The organism is Plantactinospora sp. KLBMP9567 (assembly GCF_033446045.1).
GTDB lineage: Bacteria > Actinomycetota > Actinomycetes > Mycobacteriales > Micromonosporaceae > Plantactinospora.
On the sequence record NZ_JAWQRR010000026.1, the window covers coordinates 259,558 to 275,655 of the forward strand.

A 16,098-nucleotide genomic window follows, 5' to 3' on the forward strand; every position below is an offset into this window, starting at 1 on the left:
GTGCGACTGGCTGCTTCCTTCTACTCCGCGCTGCACGAAACCGTCCGGGCCGAACTGGACCGGGCCGGGCTGGACGCGCTGCTGCTGGACGATCCGCTCGACGTGGCGTACCTGACGGGTTTCTCGCACTTCCCGAACGAGCGCCCGGTCGCCGCCTACCTGGCCCGGGACGGCGCCGTGCTGCTGCTGGTCCCGGACCTGGAGCGGGAGTACGCGGCCGACCAGCGGGCCGCCGCCGACCTGGTGGTCTATCCGGAGTTCCCGGGCGAGCGGAGCCCGTGGGCGGTGCTCCGGGACGCGGTGCCGGCCCCGCCGGCCCGGGCCGGCTACGCCCCGTCCACCTCGGTCGCCCGGGTCGCCGGGATCGGCCGGGCGTTCCCCGGCACCGCCTGGGAGCCGTGCGACCTGGTCGGGGCGCTGCGGCTGCGCAAGACCCCGGAGGAGATCGCCCTGCACACCGAGGCGGCCCGGATCGCCGACGCGATGCTGGCCGAGGGCGTCCGGCTGGTCGCCGACGCGGTGGCCGGCGGCGGTGAGCTGCCCACCGAGACGGAACTGGCCGGCCACGTCACCCGATACGGCGCGGCGCTGATGTACGCCGAGCACGACGACGTCGTGGTGGTGCCGATGCTCACCGGCGGCCTGGTCTACGGCGGCCCGAACTCGGCCCAGCCGCACCGGCTGCCCGGCGGGGACCGACTGCGGCCCGGCGAGCCGTTCATGCTCTCGCTCGGCTGTGCGGTCGGCGGCCGGTTCGTGGAGAGCGAGCGGACCTTCCTGCTCGGCGGGCCGACCGCGCAGCAGCGGCGCTACTACGAGGTGGTCCGGGAGGCGCAGCAGGTCGGCACCGAGGCGCTGCGGCCGGGCACCCGCTGCGTGGACGCCAACCGGGCCTGCCTGGACGTGATCCGCCGGGCCGGGTTGGGCGAATACCTGCGGCACCGGCAGGGGCACGGGATCGGGCTCGGCTTCCACGAGCCGCCCTGGGTGGCCGACGGCGACGACACGGTGCTGGCGGCCGGCATGGTGCTCTCCAGCGAACCCGGGGTGTACGTGCCCGGACACGCCGGCTACCGGATCTCGGACACCGTACTGGTGACCGACGACGGGCCACGGCGGCTCACCAGCTATCCCCGGGACCTCGACGAGATCGTGATCGGAGCATGACCATGACCAGCGAATTGACGATGGTGGAGATCAACGGCAACCGGCTGAACGTGCTGGTGCTCGGTGACGACGCGCCGGAGAAGCCGGTGATGATCGTGCACCATGGCGCGCCGGGGCTGGGCTCGATGGCGGAGCCGAGGGTGTCGTTCGCGGCCTTCGCCGACGAGTACCGGGTGCTGGTCTTCGACGCCCGGGGTTCCGGGGCGAGCGAGGGGAACGGGCCGTTCACCCACCAGCAGTGGGCGGCCGATGTGGACGGGCTGCGGGAGTGGATCGGCGCCGAGCGGATCGTGATGGCCGGCGGCTCGTACGGCGGCTTCATCGCGATGGAGTACGCGATCCGCTATCCGGATCGGGTGGCCGCGCTGGTGCTCCGGGACACCGCCGCAGACAACGCCAACCAGGAGCTGGCGCTGCGCAACGCGCTCGCCTCGGCGCGGGTGGAGATCGACCGGGTGAAGCTGGACCGGATCATGTCCGGCACGGTCCGGGACGACGCCGACCTGCGGGACTGCTGGGCGGAGATCCTGCCGCTCTACGACCACGACCTGGACTGGGACAAGGTGCGGGAGCGGGTGGCGAACACTCCGTACCGGTACGCCACGCATAACTTCGCATTCGCCGTCAACCAGCCGAATTACGACATCAAGTCGTTGCTCCCGGGGATCTCCTGCCCGACCCTGGTCACCGTGGGTCGACATGACTGGATCACGCCGGTGGAGTGCAGCGAAACCATCGCCGGACTGATCCCGGACGCGAAACTGGTGGTCTTCGAGCACTCCGGGCACTCCCCGCAACTGGAGGAGGCGGAGCGGTTCCAGCAGGTCGTCCGGGAGTTCCTGGCCGGCGTACCGGCGCCGCAGGCATGATCCCGGGCGAGATCTACGACCTCGATCCGACCGACCGGCGCATCGTCGCCGCGCTCCAGGTCAACGGCCGGGCGAGCTGGACGGAGATCGCCCAGCTCACCGGCACCTCGGTCACCACCGTGGCCCGGCGGGCACAGCAGCTCTTCGCCGACGGGCTGGTCAAGGTCGCCGCCGCGCCGCAGCCCGGCGGCGGGCCGGCCGACCTGCTGATCGTGCGGATCCGTTGCGCGGCGGGGAGCCAGCTCGCCGCCGCGCAGGCGCTGGCCGCGATGCCGGAGATCCGCTTCGTCGCACTGGTGACCGGGGTGTACGACCTGGTGGCCGAGGTACTGGTGCCGAAGGGGACCAGCCTGCACAGCGTGCTGCTCAACGGCTTGCAGAAGATCCCCGGGGTGCAGGGCAGCGTCGCCGACCTGAACCTGCACACCTACAAGTCGACCCACGAGTGGTCCCGGCACCTGCTCGGCACCGAACCCCAGCTCGTCGCCCCGCCACCGGTGCACGACTGCCCCCCGGCGCACCTCGACGAACTGGACGAGCGGATCATCGCGGCGCTCCGCGAGGACGGCCGGAACAGCTTCCAGGCCGTGGCCGGCGGGTTGAGTGTCAGCGAGAGCACCGTCCGGCGGCGGTTCGAGTCGCTGTACAACGCGGGCTGCGTACAGGTGATCACGCTGGTCCCGGCCACGGCGCTCGGCTTCGAGGCGGAGATCTTCTTCTGGCTCTCGGTGGCGCCGTCCCGGCTCGACGGGGTGGCCCGGGAGCTGGCCGCGCTGCGCGGCGTCCGCTACGTCGCCGCGACGCTGGGCCAGGAGTCGCTGATGTGCGAGGTGATCCTGCCGACCCACGCCGACGTCTTCGAGTTCACCACCAAGACCCTCGGCGGGATCGACGGCATCCAGGCATGGACGGCCGGGGTGCAGCTGCTCACCGTCAAGCGGGGCTTCGTGATCACCCCCTGGGCCGCCCGGCGACTCGCCGCCCAGGGCATGGCCGGCGAGCTGGTGCCGGCCCAGGCGTCCGGCGGTGCGCCGGCCGGCAACGGCCGCGCCACCCGTAACCGGCGCGCCTCGGCCTGATACCACGCCGGCCGGGAACCGTGCCGGCCTGGAACTGTCGGCGGCCGGAAACCGTGCCGGCCTGAGACCACGGACTGAGACCACGCCGGCCGGAAACCGTGCCGGCCTGGAACTGTCGGCGGCCGGGAACCGCGGTCACCAGGGGCCGAAGACCCGGTCGCCGGTGGCGGAGATCGCCGCGCAGAGTTCACCGAGGTCGGCGCCGGTCGTCTCGGCCAGCGACCGGACGGTCAGCGGAATCAGGTACGAGGCGTTCGGCCGCCCCCGGTGCGGCATCGGCGTCAGGTAGGGCGCGTCGGTCTCCACCAGGATCTGGTCCAGCGGGGTGATCCTGGCCGCCTCGCGCAGCCCGGCGGCGTTGCCGAAGGTGACCGTGCCGGCGAAACTCAGCAGGTAGCCGCGCCGGACGCACTCGGCGGCGAACTCGGCGTCCCCGGAGAAGCAGTGCAGCACCACCGTCTCCGGGGCACCCTCCGAGTCGAGGATCCGCAGCACGTCGGCGTGCGCGTCCCGGTCGTGGATCACCAGCGGCTTGGCGTACCGCTTGGCGATCGCGATGTGCGCCCGGAAGCTCGCCTCCTGCGCCGCCCGGCCCTCGTCACCGGTACGGAAGAAGTCCATCCCGGTCTCGCCGATCCCGCGTACCCGGTCCTCGGCGGCCAGGGACTCGATCTCCCGCAGCGCCTCGTCGAGGTCGGCCAGCCGGGGCGCCTCGTTCGGGTGCAGCGCCACCGTGGCGACCACCGCCGGTTGTCGCCGGGCCAGCTCGGCACCCCAGCGCGACGACGTCACGTCGACGCCGACCTGCACCAGCCGGTCCACCCCGACCCCGGCGGCCACCTCGACGGCCGCCGCCACCGGATCGTCCGGCCGGCCGTTCCACGGCGGGGTGCCGGCCTCGGCGAGGGTGATGTCCAGGTGGGTATGGCTGTCGATCACCGCCCCGGGCAGTGGCTCCGGTACCGGTGGAAACTCCCCCGCCCGGCGGGCGGCCCGCGCACGGCGGCTCTCGGTCGGCTGCTGACTCATCGCCGCCAGCATCACACATCGGCGGGGCGGGCCGGGCTCGGGCGTACCGAACGGGGTGGTTCTGGGCGGGATCCGCCGAACCGGCGGGGCGGGCGGCCGAACCGGCGCCAGCCGGCCAGCCGAACCGGCAGTTCGCGCTCGCGGCGGACCGGGCAACCCCGGCCGGTAACCCTCTGTTCACCGGGCCGGTACGGATCGGTCTTAGCGTCGGCGCGGTGAGCGTGTCCCCGCCGGCCAGTGCGGTGCCCGAGACGCCGGCCGGACTCCGGGTCCGGTACGGCGCAGCCGTGCACCCGGCCGAGGAACTCGCCCGGGGCGCCGCCTACGAGCTGTTCAGCACCGAGCCCGTGCCCGGCTTCGAGCGGGACCGCCGTCCCGACGCACGCTACCCGTACCACCGGTACGCGCACGCCAGCGAGGTCGGGGTACTCCCGGACGGCCGGGCGACCGGCGGTGGCGCCGGTCCGGGCGAGCGGGCGAACGGCCTCGGTGTCCCGGACACCCCGCTGACCGCACCGCTGCACCGGGTCTGGGGCTGGACCGACATCCACGGCCTCAGCCAGAGCCCGGCCGCGGCCGAGGACCCGGTGCTGGTCTCGGTACGCGAGTCGGCGACCGTGCAGCGGGGCAGCCAGATGGTCAAGGCGCTCTCCGCCCAGCAGTTCGCCGGTTTCCTGCTGCGCGGCTGGCTGCCGTACGGCTTCTGCTACCGGGAGTACGATGTGGCGCACCTGCGTACCCCGGCCGACCAGATGCTGCTGCGTACCGACTCGGACGCGGGCCGGGCGGTGCCCGAGGTCGCGTACCTACTGCGCTGGCGGGCGACCGACCCGATCGACTACGTCGCACCGCTGGCCCCCGAACACCAGGGTCTGATGACGATGCCGCCGCACGACCGGGTCGGGCCGCCGGTGCTCGGCACCGGGTTCACCCCGAGCGGGCGGCACCTGATCCCGGAGTTCGTCACCCGGGACTTCGCCGACCTGCCGCTGCCGGCGAACGCCGCCCTGCTGGCGCACACCCCGGACGGGGACGAGGTGGTGCTCTACACGTACCAGCCGGAACAGCGCGGCTGGCTGCGGATGGCCGGGCCGCGCTGGCGGCACCTGCTGGCCGCGGTGCCCGGGGTCTCCCCCGATCAGGAGTACGTCTCGACCAGCGACGCCATCCGGTCCACCCTGCTGATCGGCGGATACCGGGGGCAGGAGCACGAGGCGGTCGCCGACCCGCCCGGCGAGTTCCGGGTGCTGGCGATGACGAGGGCGGCCCGCTACCCGGTGGATGCCCTCACCCGCCGGGCCCGGTACGTCGTCTGGCGCGACGCCCGCTGCCTGGTGCTCCGCGAGGAGGGCGGCTGGCTGCGGGTACGGCTCTGCCGGCCCGACCCGGACAACGTCGCGGCGCTCGGCGCGCAGTGCTACGAGCGCGGGGTCTACGAGGCGTGGGCACCGCTGGTCGAGGTGACCCACGACCAGCTCCTCGACGTGCCGTACGAGATCTGAGCGAGCGTCGGTCTCAGGACTCGTCAGCTCGACTTCCGGGTGTGGCGCCGAGCGGGCATTGTGGTCCCCGTGAGTGATGTCGCCCTCTACTTCCCATACGTCCACCTCCCGGCGGACGAGTGGGTGAAGGCCGCCGCCCTGCACTGGCCCCAGCTCGGCCGGATCCGTCCGTCCGGCTATTACAACCTGCGCGACTCCGACACCGTCAAGCGGCTCCGGGACGAACTCGACTTCGTCATCGACGTACGGCCCGGGTGGGGCGAGCGGTCCTGGGTGGACCGCGAGGTTCTCGAGAGGGTGGATGACGTCTACCTCGAGTGGGCCCGGCGGGTGGGCACCGAGGACCAGGTCGACGCGCTGTTCTTCGACTTCCTCGACCGGCACCAGGACGAGCTGACCCCACGGTACGGGGCCGAGGCACTCGGTCTCGAATCCCTGCGTACCTGGGAGGTGTACGACGAACTCCTGTCGACGGATCCCCGGCTGGAGAAGATTCATCCGGGCAAGCTGTCGTACGGGCTGGCGCATCGGTTGGCAGAGGCCGGTTTGCTGATCTCGCGGAGTTACCAGTGGCGGCGCGCGTCCGACGGGAAGGTGCTGCACATCGCCGACCTGGCGGCGCACCGCCGCCTGGCCCGGCTGTATCTGGCGATCCTGGCTGACGTCGTCGCCCGGGAGAACGGGATGACGCCGATCACCGACCAGCCGCTGGCCTCCGCCGGAATCTCGGGCTGGACGGTCGAGGCTATGGCCCGGGTCCTGCTCGGCGAGGAGACCGACGCGGCGCCGGAGGACCCGACGGACTACAGCCACGCGTTCGCGGTGTTGGCCCTGGAGACGGTGCTGCCGCGCGACCTCGCCGAGGTGCCGGTCGAGCGAATCATCGAGGCGCGACGGAGGCTGCTGCCGCAGTTGCTGCAATACCGCGAATTCCTCGACTCGCTCACCCCGGACTTCGTGGCGATCAGCGAGGTCCGGGACCCGGACGTGCGAGCGGCCAAGCTCCGCAACCACGTGGAGAGCCGGATCGCCCATCCGCTCGAGGAGATGGAACGTACGCTCGGTCGGCTCGGCCTGGTGCCGGTCCGAGCCGTACTCAGTCTCCAGACGCTCGCGCCACCGGCGGCATTGGGCGTGCTGGCCAACGCCGTCCACGTTCCGCCGGTCGTCACCAGCGCGGGCGTGGTGGCGGGATGCCTGATCGGGGCGGTGAGCAGCACGCTCGACCAGCGGAGGCAGGTCGTCGCCGGTCACCCGGCCGGCTATCTGCTGGAGCTGCGCCACGAGCTGGGCCCTTCCGACGCCGTCGCGCAGATCCGGTCCGCCATCCGGCGAGCAGTCCCCGAGCGACGTAGCCGCCGCCGGTAACCGCCGAACCTTCTCAACCTCCCCTTGCAGTCCGGCGGAGCGCAAGGTCGGACGCGGTGCGTGGGCGCCGCGCGATTCAGGTATCTGGATCGACCGAAAGACATCGACGCCCACAACGCCATCTGGAAGGACCTCGCCCAGCTCGCCCTTCCGGAGGCAGAATCGAACGACGTGATCAGAGCGTTCGCAGGGAAGAGACGATGACCGACCGAACCGAGCCGACCGGCACGGCCCTGGCGCAAGAGCACCCGCAGCGGGGGAAGGTGACTGCGTCGAGGTCGCCGACAACCTCGCCGACCTGGTCGCCGTACGCGACAGCAAGGACCTGTACGGCCACTGGCCCGGATGCAGGAGGAGGTCGATCCTGACCTTCGCCTCCGGCCCCTGGCGCCAGTTCGTCCGGGGCGTCCGGCGGCACCCGCAGCGGTAGTACCTGCGACTTACGACCGCGGGTGGCGGGCGATGCACCGAACGGCACCCCGCCCGCCACGCGCCTCTCGATTGGCGATCAGCCCCGGACCGGCGTGGGCCTGTGCTCGCCGAGTACACCCTCGCTGAGAATTCCCTCGTCGACCGCCCGCTGTCCCGCGTAGCAGGTCCAGCGCAGGCCGGCCGCGTCCTCACCGACGCAGCCGCCGGCGACGTTGCCCTGCTCGTCGGTGAACGCCTCCTTCCGATCCGTGAAGTCGCGGACCATCGGCCCCTTGGGCCGCTTCGCCTCCGGAATCCGGGAAAGGTCGGGTAGCGGGTCGTTGGGGGCACGGTCGAGCGTGCAGGTGAAGACGACGTTGTCCTCGGTCGTACACGTCGGATCGGTCCCCTGGAAGATCTCGGCCGCGCCCGGCATGCCTCGACTGACGGTTTCCGGGGTGAGCAGCGCCACCGCGGCGAAGGCGGCACCACCGCCGACCGCCAGCACCCCGGCGGTGACGGTCGCCAGGAACGCGGCCCGGGATCCGAAGAGCCGGCGGCTCCGCTGTCCCCGGCCATTGGCGGCGATCTCCCGGCCGACCGCGTGTTCGAGTTCGTTGCCGAGCCGGACCAGGTCCGGGTGCAGGTCGTTCGTCATCACGATGCCCTCCTGGCCGGGGTCGCCCGGGTCGGTCTGGTTGGTCTGGTTGGTCTGGTTGGTTGGAGCAGGCTGCGCAGAGCGGCGAGTCCACGGGAGACCCGGATCCGGGCCGCGCCGGGTGAGCAGTCGAGCGCGTCGCCGATCTGCTGGTAGCTCTGGTCGTGCAGTATCCGCAGCTCGACCGCGCTGCGCTGGGCCGCCGGCAGCGACGCAAGCGCCGCCTCCAGATCCGCGTCCAGGCCGTCGAGCCAGCTCTGCTCCGGGGCCACGGCGGCCCGATCGGTTCGTACCTGCAGTCGGGCGCTCGCCTCGGCCTGGATCCGCCGGTCCCGTACCGCCCGGAGCAGCAGGTTGCGGGCGATGCCGAACAGCCACGGTCCCACCGATCCGGCCCGCTGGTCGACGAACCGGTGCCGCGACTGCCACGCCTGGGCGAAGGTCTCCGCCGTCAGGTCCAGTGCCGCTTCGTGGTCGCCGGTGCGCCTGTGGCAGAACCCGTGGATCGCCTGCGCGTACCGGTCGTACAGCTCTCGAAAGGCGTGTGCGTCGTGGTCTGCGGCCACGAGCAGCTCGATGTCGGTCCTCACCCGTGCCCCGTTCCGGCCGGCCTTCGGACGTGTTCGTCCACCAACGTGTCCCTCCCAGGTCGTGGTCTTCCTCCACCTCTGCTATGCCGGGGACCGGGTCGGTTGTTTCAGCTTGATCGGTTCGGGCGGATTGGCCGAGGGCTCAGGCAGGGCAGAAAGCTGCCATGGCTGCCATGTGGGAGCGCGCGGTTCTTCGTCGGGCGCCCCGAACCGGCGGTGGAGCAGGCGCAGACGTTTGTGGGCACTGGTCCCAGCCGACGCCGGACCGGTGACCTGGACACCAGATGCGCTATCGGTGCCGGATAACGCGTCTGGTGTCCAGGTGAAGCTCGTCGGCCGCCGAGGGGGTGGTATCCAGGGGAAGCTCGTCGGCCGCCGACGGGTGGTGCCGGGGGCACAAGCGGGGCAGCTCGACAGCCTTCGACGGGGACACCCCTTGGCGGGACATCGTCCCCGAGTTACCGGGTGGGTCAGAGCTTGCGGAACACCACGCCGCACTCCATGGAGCGCTGGTTCTCCGGGGGCGACTCCAGATAGGGCCGCAGCGGCTCGTCGACATGCGCCAACCTCGGCTGGTCGGGGTCGGGACGCCAGTCGACGACCTTCACCAGGCCCGGCTCCACCGACTCGGCCCCGGTCAACCCGCGCATCAGCTCGACGACCTGCTCCGTGGTGCGGTTGCGCCAGGCCAGGCCGAGCCGCTTGGTCATCTCGTTGCCCTCGTCCACCGTCGCCTGGTCGACACCGCACACCTGGGAGAAGGCGAGGTAACTGCCGGACGCGAGCGCTCCCCAGACGGTACTGAGCATGTTACCCAACAACGTGTCGTCGACGATGGAGTGCCCGATGGAGAGGAACAGTGCGGCGGCCGGCCGGGAGAAGTCGATCAGCTTCCGCGCATCCGGGTCGCCCAGGATCCGCTCCGGTTCGGTCATGTCCGCCGCGATCACGGTGGTGGTCCGGTCGTCGGCCAGCAGCGCCCGCCCGTGTGCCAACACGATCGGATCGTTGTCGACGTAGACGACGTGCGCGTCCGGCTGGAACTGCTGGGCCACCTGGTGCACGTTGGCCTGGGTCGGCAGTCCGCTGCCCATGTCCAGGAACTGCCGGATCCCGGCGTCCCGGGCCAGGAAGCGCACCAGCCGGTAGAGGAACAGGCGGTTGTTCCGGGCCTCGGTCACGCCCTCCGGGAACTGCTTGTGCACGGCCAGCACCGCCGCCCGGTCGACGGGAAAGTTGTCCTTGCCGCCGAGGCAGTAGTCGTACATCCGCGCCGCGGTGGGCAGGTCCTGCCGGATCTGAGGCTTGCTTCCGTCATTCGGCGCGGTCACGACACCAGCTCCACGATCGACAACCGTCTCTGACTCGGGGGAAGTGGAAAGACGGATCGTACCCGACCGGCTGGCTCAGCCGACGAGTCGGGCGAGTTCCTCGTCCACGATCGACGGGTCGAGCTTGCGGAAGACCGGCTTCGGCGCGGCCAGTGCCCGCCCCGCCTCGACCGGTACCGACTCCCACCGTGCCCCGACCGTGTAGTCCCCGGTCAACACCGGGTACGACGGCCCGCCGTCCAGGTCGTCGACCTCCACGATCGACGGCATCGGCGCGTGCACACCCGTCCCGCCGAGCAGTTCGTGCACCTGCTGCGCCGAGTGCGGCAGGAACGGGGTGAGCAGCGTGTTGGCGTCGCTGACCACCTGGAGCGCAACGTGCAGGATGGTGCCCATCCGGGGCTTGTCCGTCTCACCCTTCAGCTTCCAGGGGGCCTGCTCGGAGAGGTACTTGTTGGCCTCGGCGACCACCCGCATCGCCTCGCCGATCGCCTGCTTCTGCCGGTGCTTTTCGATCAGCTCGCCGACGGTGCCGAACCCGACCCTGGCGGTGGCGAGCAGCGCCTCGTCGGCCTCGGTCAGCCCGGCCGGGTCGATCGGCGGGATCGCGCCGAAGTTCTTCGCGGCCATCGAGATCGACCTGTTGACCAGGTTGCCCCAGCCGGCAACCAGCTCGTCGTTGTTGCGGCGCAGGAACTCCGCCCAGGTGAAGTCGGTGTCCTGGCTCTCCGGCCCGGCGACGGCGATGAAGTAGCGCAGCGCGTCGGCGTCGTACCGGGCCAGAAAGTCGCGTACGTAGATCACGACCTGCCGGGACGAGGAGAACTTCTTCCCCTCCATGGTCAGGAACTCGCTGGAGACCACCTCGGTCGGCAGGTGGAGCCGGCCCAGATCGCCGGGCTCACCGCCCCGGTCGCCCTCGCCGTCGTAGCCGAGCAGCAGCGCCGGCCAGATCACCGAGTGGAAGACGATGTTGTCCTTGCCCATGAAGTAGTAGCCCCGGGCGTCTCCGCCGGTGGAGCCGTCGGCGTCCGTTGGTGTCCACCAGCGCCGCCACGCCTCCGGGTCGCCGGAGCGCCGCGCCCACTCGATGGACGCCGACAGGTAGCCGATCACCGCGTCGAACCAGACGTAGATCCGCTTGTCGCTGCGGTCGCGCCAGCCCTCCAGCGGAATCGGTACGCCCCACTCCAGGTCCCGGGTGATCGCCCGGGGCTGGAGGTCGTCCAGCAGGTTCCTGGAGAAGCGCAGCACGTTCGGCCGCCACCCCTCCCGGCTGTCCAGCCACTTCGCCAGTGCCTGGGCGAAGGCAGGCAGGTCGAGGAAGAAGTGCTCGGTCTCGACGAACTGCGGTGTCTCACCGTTGATCTTGGATCGGGGATCGATCAGGTCGATCGGGTCGAGCTGGTTGCCGCAGTTGTCGCACTGGTCACCCCGGGCGTGCGGGTAACCGCAGATCGGGCAGGTGCCCTCGATGTAGCGGTCCGGCAGGGTACGGCCGGTGGACGGCGAGATCGCCCCCATGGTGACCTTGGGCACGATGTAGCCGTTGCGATGCAGCGCCTCGAACAGCTCCTGCACCACCGCGTAGTGGTTGCGGGTGGTGGTCCGGGTGAAGAGGTCGTAGGAGAGGCCGAGCCCGTGCAGGTCCTCGACGATCACCCGGTTGTAGCGGTCGGCCAGCTCGCGCGGGGTGACCCCCTCCTTGTCCGCCTGCACCTGGATCGGCGTGCCGTGCTCGTCGGTGCCGCTGATCATGAGTACGTCGTGCCCGGCCATCCGCATGTACCGGCTGAACACGTCGGAGGGGACCCCGAAGCCGGAGACGTGGCCGATGTGGCGCGGGCCGTTGGCGTACGGCCAGGCAACCGCCGCGAGAACGTGACTCATGAGAAGCAAGCCTAGTGACCACCGTCCGACTACCGCGAACCAACGCCGTACCCCGGGCCGACGGCGCCGGTAGGGGCTTGGTTGGAGACCGGGCATCGACGGGTGTTTAGCGGAAAGATCACTCAACCTGCCAATATTCAGACTGATATCCGACTTTTTTCTCCTTCGACACGCCTGTGCGGCTGCCTGGGCGAGTCCGGCCAGCGTTGTCCAATGGACGGGTGACGGGCCAGGAGGGTGGGCAGCCAGCAGCGGAAACGCGCCCTTCCGAGGCCCAGTCCGGTCCACCGGCACCCGTCCAACCCGATCCACCGACATCCGTCCAGCCCGGTCCACCGGCACCGGCCGGGGCCGCGCCCGTACCCGCCGACGGGCAACCAACCACCGGGCCGGTCCAGCCCGCCGAGGCCACCGACAACCCGGCCGCCGAGGCGGGACCGGCGCCGCAGCAGCGGCCGGCCCCGGCGTACGAGCCGGCGCCGGCCAGACCGTTCCGCGGTGCCACACCCGCACTCGGCTCCGCCTGGCTCGGTGCCCCCGGCACGCTCGCCGGCCCGTCCGGCATCGAGCCGACCACCGGCGCCCCGCTCGCGATGCTGCCCCGGCGGGCGCCCCGGGCCACCGCACCGACCTGGAACGGACCGACCGGGTCGCTACCGACCGCCGCACCGGGAACGGATCCGGAAACCGCCCAGGAGGACGACTTCTGGCTGCCGATCGAGGAGGTCCACTGGGACGGTACGCCCGTGCAGCCGACTCCCCGGACCTGGTACGGCCGGCCGAAGGACCCGGACGCGACCGCGACCCGGCGGCGGGTGCCACGACCGCCGAAGCCGCCGCGGAACCCGGCGCTCGGGCTCGCCGGGGTGATCCTCTGCTCCCTGGTCGTCAGCTTCTTCGCCTGGGTCAGTGCCGAGCCGTTCTGGCTCGCCGTCGGCCACGGCGAGCTGGGTACGGCGACGGTGCAGACCTGCACCGGGCGCGGGCTCGGGCAGCACTGCCGGGGCACCTTCGGCGCCGACAGCGGCGGCTTGCGGGTCCACGACATCCGACTGGTCGACGTCGGCGCGGCGCACCGCGAGTTCGGCAGCCGGATCACGGCCCGGATGACCGGGGCGGACAGCGGGAAGGCGTACGTCGGCGCGGGCACCGGCCTGCTGCACCTGCGCTGGATACTCGGCTTCGGGATGGTGCTGCTGTGCTGCGTGGGAGCCGGTTGGACCAGCGGGGCGCTGCGACTGGTCGAGCGGCGCGCCCGGCACGCCGCGGCCCTGGTGAGCGTCGCCGGCCCGCTGCTGCTCGCCGCCGGGTTCCTGGCCGGCGCCTACTGACCCCCGCTGGCGTCGGCCGGCGCGTCAGCTCGACGCCGGGGGGTGCACGGCGCTGTAGACGTCCCGGCGGCGCAGGCCGTACTCGGTGGCGACCGCGGTGATGGCGTCGCGTCGGGACGTACCCCCGGCCTCCAGGTCGGCGACCGCAGCCCGCAGGTCCGCGACGGCCGGGAGCGGCGCGGCGACCGCCGGGGCACCGGCCACCACCAGGGTGATCTCGCCGCGCGGCCCGCCGGTGGCGGCCCAGGTCGCCAACTCGCCGAGCGGGCGACGCAGCACCTCCTCGTAGGTCTTGGTCAGCTCCCGGCAGAGCGCCGCCGGCCGATCGGCGCCGAACGCGGTCGCCAGGTCGGCGAGCGCGCCGGCCACCCGGTGCGGCGCTTCGAAGAAGACCAGCGTCCGCTCCTCGGCGGCGAGCGCCCGCAGCCGGGCCCGGCGCGGGCCGCCGGTGCGGGGCAGGAACCCCTCGAAGCAGAACCGGTCGGTGGGCAGGCCGGAGAGGGCGAGCGCGGTGGTGACCGCGCTCGGGCCGGGCGCCACGGTGACCGGGGCACCCGCGTCGAGCGCGGCCCGGACCAGCCGGTAGCCGGGGTCGGAGACGCTCGGCATCCCGGCGTCGGTCACCAGCGCCACCAGCGCGCCGTCGAGGACGGCGTCGACCAGGTCCGGGGTACGGCGCTCCTCGTTGCCCTCGAAGTACGACACGATCTTGCCGGTGATGGTGACGTCCAGGTCGCGGGCCAGCCGGGTGAGCCGGCGGGTGTCCTCGGCGGCGACGACGTCGGCCTGCCCGAGGGCGTCCCGCAGCCGCGCCGAGGCGTCGCCGGGGTTTCCGAGCGGCGCCCCGAGCAGGATCAGCCGGCCGTTACCGGGCGTTTTTTCCACCGACTGGCTCCTTCATCGATACCTGTCATCGCACATAGCGAGCGTCGTGCCCCGTTTCACACCATCGCAGCCTACGATCACGGGGTGACTCTGGCGTCGACAGCGCAGACCGAGAGCCCGGGCACCGCCGGGCCGGCGGCAGGCCCGATGGTCGAGGTGGTCTCGGCCACCCCGGCCGGGACAGCCACGACCGAGCGCCCCGAGCGCCCCGACGGGGGCGTACCCGGGATCATCAGACGCCGGCTGGCCCCGTTCGACGCCCGGCTCGAACCGTGGTCCTGGCTGGCCACCGCCGTGGTGGTGCTGATCGCCGGCATCCTGCGCTTCGTCGGGCTGAGCAACCCCAAGGGCAAGATCTTCGACGAGATCTACTACGCCACCGACGCGCACAACCTGCTGCTGCGCGGCGTCGAATGGGACGAGAAGAACAATACCGCCGCGTACGTGGTGCACCCGCCGCTCGGCAAGTGGATGATCGCGATCGGCGAGCAGATCTGGGGCTACAACGAGCTGGGCTGGCGGTTCTCCGCAGCGGCGATCGGCACGCTCTCCGTCCTGCTGCTGATCCGGATCGCCCGCCGGATGTTCCAGTCGACAGTGCTCGGCTGCACCGCCGGGCTGCTGATGGCGCTGGACGGCTTCCACCTGGTGCTCTCCCGCACCGCACTGCTCGACATCTTCCTGATGTTCTTCGTGCTGGCCGCGTTCGGCGCCCTGGTGGTGGACCGGGACGTCCGGCGGAAGCGCTGGCTGCGGGCGATCGAGTCCGGCCTCGACCCGAGCCAGCCGGGGCGGCGCAACCGGCCGGCGTTCCGGTGGTCCGACGGGGTGCCGTGGTGGCGGCTGCTCGCCGCGGTACTGCTCGGCTGCGCGTTCGGGGTGAAGTGGAGCGCACTGTACTTCATACCGGTGTTCGCGCTGCTGGTCGTGCTCTGGGAGGTCGGCGCCCGCCGTTCCGCCGGGGTACGCCGGCCGTGGCGGGACACCTTCCTCGACGAGGGGCTCTGGCTACTCGGCGCCGGGGTGCTGATCGGGCTCGTCTACCTCGCCACCTGGTCGGGCTGGTTCGCCAGCGACAACGGCTACTTCCGGAACTGGCTGGCCGACACGGGCCAGTCCAGCCCGCCGATCATCGGCAGCCTGCAGAACCTCTGGCACTACCACGAAGAGGCGCTCAAGTTTCACTCCGGCCTCGACGACAAGCACGTCTACCAGTCCTGGCCGTGGCAGTGGCTACTGCTCGGCCGGCCGGTCGCGTTCCACTGGTCCGACCAGGGCGCCTGCGGGGCCCCGAGCTGCGCCTCGGAGATCCTGTTGCTCGGTACCCCGATCCTGTGGTGGTCGTTCCTGCCGGCGCTGGCCGCGGTCGCCTGGCTGGGCCTGGCCCGGCGGGACTGGCGCCCTCTGGCCATCCTGCTGCCGGTGGCGGCCGGCCTGCTGCCGTGGTTCTGGTTCGCGCTGGACGGCCGGACGATGTTCTTCTTCTACGTCGCGCCGGTGGTGCCGTTCATGATCCTGGCCGTGACCTACGTGCTGGGCGCGATCACCGGCCCGGCCCGGGCACCGGCGCTGGCGGGCACCCCGGCCGGTGGTGATCCGCCGGCCGAATCGTCCGGCGACGGTGGCCAGGGCGGGCGGACCAGTGACCGCCGCATGATCGGCGCGATCGTCGCCGGCACGTACGTGCTGCTGGTGGCGATCTGCTTCGCCTACTTCTATCCGATCTTCGTGGGACAACTCCTGCCGTACGCGGAGTGGTCGAGCCGGATGTGGCTCGGCAACCGCTGGATCTGACTCCTTCGGCACAGCCGATGGGACGGCCGGGCGGCGCACACTCCGGGCCCGCCCGGCCGCTCCCTCTCGGCGGACCCGGCCGTGTCGGCGGGGTTCGGCCGTGCCGGCGATCCCGGCGGATCGCCGGCACGGTGATCGTGTGGACCCTGCGGCGGTGATCCGCCCGGCGCGGGTTCCACCGTGGACGACCAGGA

Annotated in this window: 13 protein-coding genes and 1 pseudogene; 8 read left to right on the plus strand and 6 right to left on the minus strand. The window is 71.8% G+C overall.

What is annotated here, in order from left to right; genetic code table 11:
* Genes R6Y94_RS21815 through R6Y94_RS21825 form a run of 3 tightly spaced genes read left to right on the plus strand, consistent with a single transcriptional unit; the run spans nt 1 to nt 3,115 of the window.
* On the plus strand, nt 1-1,167 hold the full coding sequence (locus R6Y94_RS21815; protein WP_318397723.1) for a Xaa-Pro peptidase family protein: 1,167 nt from the start codon (nt 1-3) through the stop codon (nt 1,165-1,167).
* A gap of 2 nt (nt 1,168-1,169) precedes the next feature.
* Entirely contained in the window at nt 1,170-2,036 is an 867-nt protein-coding gene (locus tag R6Y94_RS21820) for an alpha/beta hydrolase (protein WP_318397724.1), read from the plus strand.
* A complete protein-coding gene (locus R6Y94_RS21825) occupies nt 2,033-3,115 on the plus strand; it encodes an Lrp/AsnC family transcriptional regulator (RefSeq protein ID WP_318397725.1) in 1,083 nt (360 codons plus the stop codon). The genes R6Y94_RS21820 and R6Y94_RS21825 overlap by 4 nt, the downstream gene beginning before the upstream one ends.
* A gap of 135 nt (nt 3,116-3,250) precedes the next feature.
* Here the strand turns inward: R6Y94_RS21825 and R6Y94_RS21830 are convergent, their stop codons facing one another.
* Nucleotides 3,251-4,156, minus strand: coding sequence for a TatD family hydrolase (locus tag R6Y94_RS21830; RefSeq protein ID WP_318397726.1), 906 nt, complete (start codon nt 4,154-4,156; stop codon nt 3,251-3,253).
* Nucleotides 4,157-4,359: 203 nt separating this feature from the next.
* Here R6Y94_RS21830 and R6Y94_RS21835 point away from each other — a divergent pair, with 203 nt between their 5' ends.
* The 3 genes and pseudogenes from R6Y94_RS21835 to R6Y94_RS21845 all read left to right on the plus strand — a co-directional run.
* Nucleotides 4,360-5,646 (plus strand): hypothetical protein, encoded by a 1,287-nt coding sequence (locus tag R6Y94_RS21835; RefSeq protein WP_318397727.1) that lies wholly within the window; start codon nt 4,360-4,362, stop codon nt 5,644-5,646.
* A gap of 69 nt (nt 5,647-5,715) precedes the next feature.
* The gene (locus R6Y94_RS21840) at nt 5,716-7,014 is read left to right on the plus strand and encodes a DUF6236 family protein (protein WP_318397728.1); all 1,299 of its coding nucleotides are present in this window, start codon (nt 5,716-5,718) and stop codon (nt 7,012-7,014) included.
* Between the two features lie 234 nt (nt 7,015-7,248).
* Nucleotides 7,249-7,444: pseudogene (locus tag R6Y94_RS21845) on the plus strand (DUF397 domain-containing protein); the annotation flags it as partial.
* Nucleotides 7,445-7,522: 78 nt separating this feature from the next.
* On the opposite strand, the gene R6Y94_RS21850 reads toward R6Y94_RS21845, so the two are convergent.
* The 4 genes from R6Y94_RS21850 to metG form a co-directional block, all read right to left on the minus strand.
* Entirely contained in the window at nt 7,523-8,083 is a 561-nt protein-coding gene (locus tag R6Y94_RS21850) for a hypothetical protein (RefSeq protein WP_318397764.1), read from the minus strand.
* The gene (locus R6Y94_RS21855) at nt 8,083-8,673 is read right to left on the minus strand and encodes a sigma-70 family RNA polymerase sigma factor (protein WP_318397729.1); all 591 of its coding nucleotides are present in this window, start codon (nt 8,671-8,673) and stop codon (nt 8,083-8,085) included. Before R6Y94_RS21855 ends, R6Y94_RS21850 begins: the two co-directional genes overlap by 1 nt.
* 470 nt (nt 8,674-9,143) lie before the next feature.
* Nucleotides 9,144-10,004 (minus strand): SAM-dependent methyltransferase, encoded by an 861-nt coding sequence (locus tag R6Y94_RS21860; RefSeq protein ID WP_318397730.1) that lies wholly within the window; start codon nt 10,002-10,004, stop codon nt 9,144-9,146.
* Between the two features lie 75 nt (nt 10,005-10,079).
* A complete protein-coding gene (gene metG / locus R6Y94_RS21865) occupies nt 10,080-11,894 on the minus strand; it encodes a methionine--tRNA ligase (RefSeq protein WP_318397731.1) in 1,815 nt (604 codons plus the stop codon).
* A 221-nt stretch (nt 11,895-12,115) separates the two neighbouring features.
* Here metG and R6Y94_RS21870 point away from each other — a divergent pair, with 221 nt between their 5' ends.
* Nucleotides 12,116-13,225 (plus strand): hypothetical protein, encoded by a 1,110-nt coding sequence (locus tag R6Y94_RS21870; protein ID WP_318397732.1) that lies wholly within the window; start codon nt 12,116-12,118, stop codon nt 13,223-13,225.
* Between the two features lie 24 nt (nt 13,226-13,249).
* On the opposite strand, the gene rsmI is transcribed toward R6Y94_RS21870, so the two are convergent.
* Nucleotides 13,250-14,110, minus strand: a complete 861-nt coding sequence (gene rsmI, locus R6Y94_RS21875) for a 16S rRNA (cytidine(1402)-2'-O)-methyltransferase (protein WP_318397733.1) — start codon at nt 14,108-14,110, stop codon at nt 13,250-13,252.
* Between the two features lie 147 nt (nt 14,111-14,257).
* Here rsmI and R6Y94_RS21880 point away from each other — a divergent pair, with 147 nt between their 5' ends.
* Entirely contained in the window at nt 14,258-15,904 is a 1,647-nt protein-coding gene (locus tag R6Y94_RS21880; RefSeq protein WP_318397765.1) for a dolichyl-phosphate-mannose--protein mannosyltransferase, read from the plus strand.
* Nucleotides 15,905-16,098 lie beyond the last annotated feature (194 nt).

Excerpts from the sequence above, each read along its gene's own strand:
- R6Y94_RS21820 (WP_318397724.1), top strand. The coding sequence starts at position 1,170 with ATGACCAGCGAATTGACGATGGTGGAGATCAACGGCAACCGGCTGAAC.
- R6Y94_RS21825 (WP_318397725.1), top strand. The coding sequence starts at position 2,033 with ATGATCCCGGGCGAGATCTACGACCTCGATCCGACCGACCGGCGCATC.
- R6Y94_RS21830 (WP_318397726.1), bottom strand. The coding sequence starts at position 4,156 with ATGCTGGCGGCGATGAGTCAGCAGCCGACCGAGAGCCGCCGTGCGCGG.
- R6Y94_RS21850 (WP_318397764.1), bottom strand. The coding sequence starts at position 8,083 with ATGACGAACGACCTGCACCCGGACCTGGTCCGGCTCGGCAACGAACTC.
- metG (WP_318397731.1), bottom strand. The coding sequence starts at position 11,894 with ATGAGTCACGTTCTCGCGGCGGTTGCCTGGCCGTACGCCAACGGCCCG.
- R6Y94_RS21880 (WP_318397765.1), top strand. The coding sequence starts at position 14,258 with ATGGTCGAGGTGGTCTCGGCCACCCCGGCCGGGACAGCCACGACCGAG.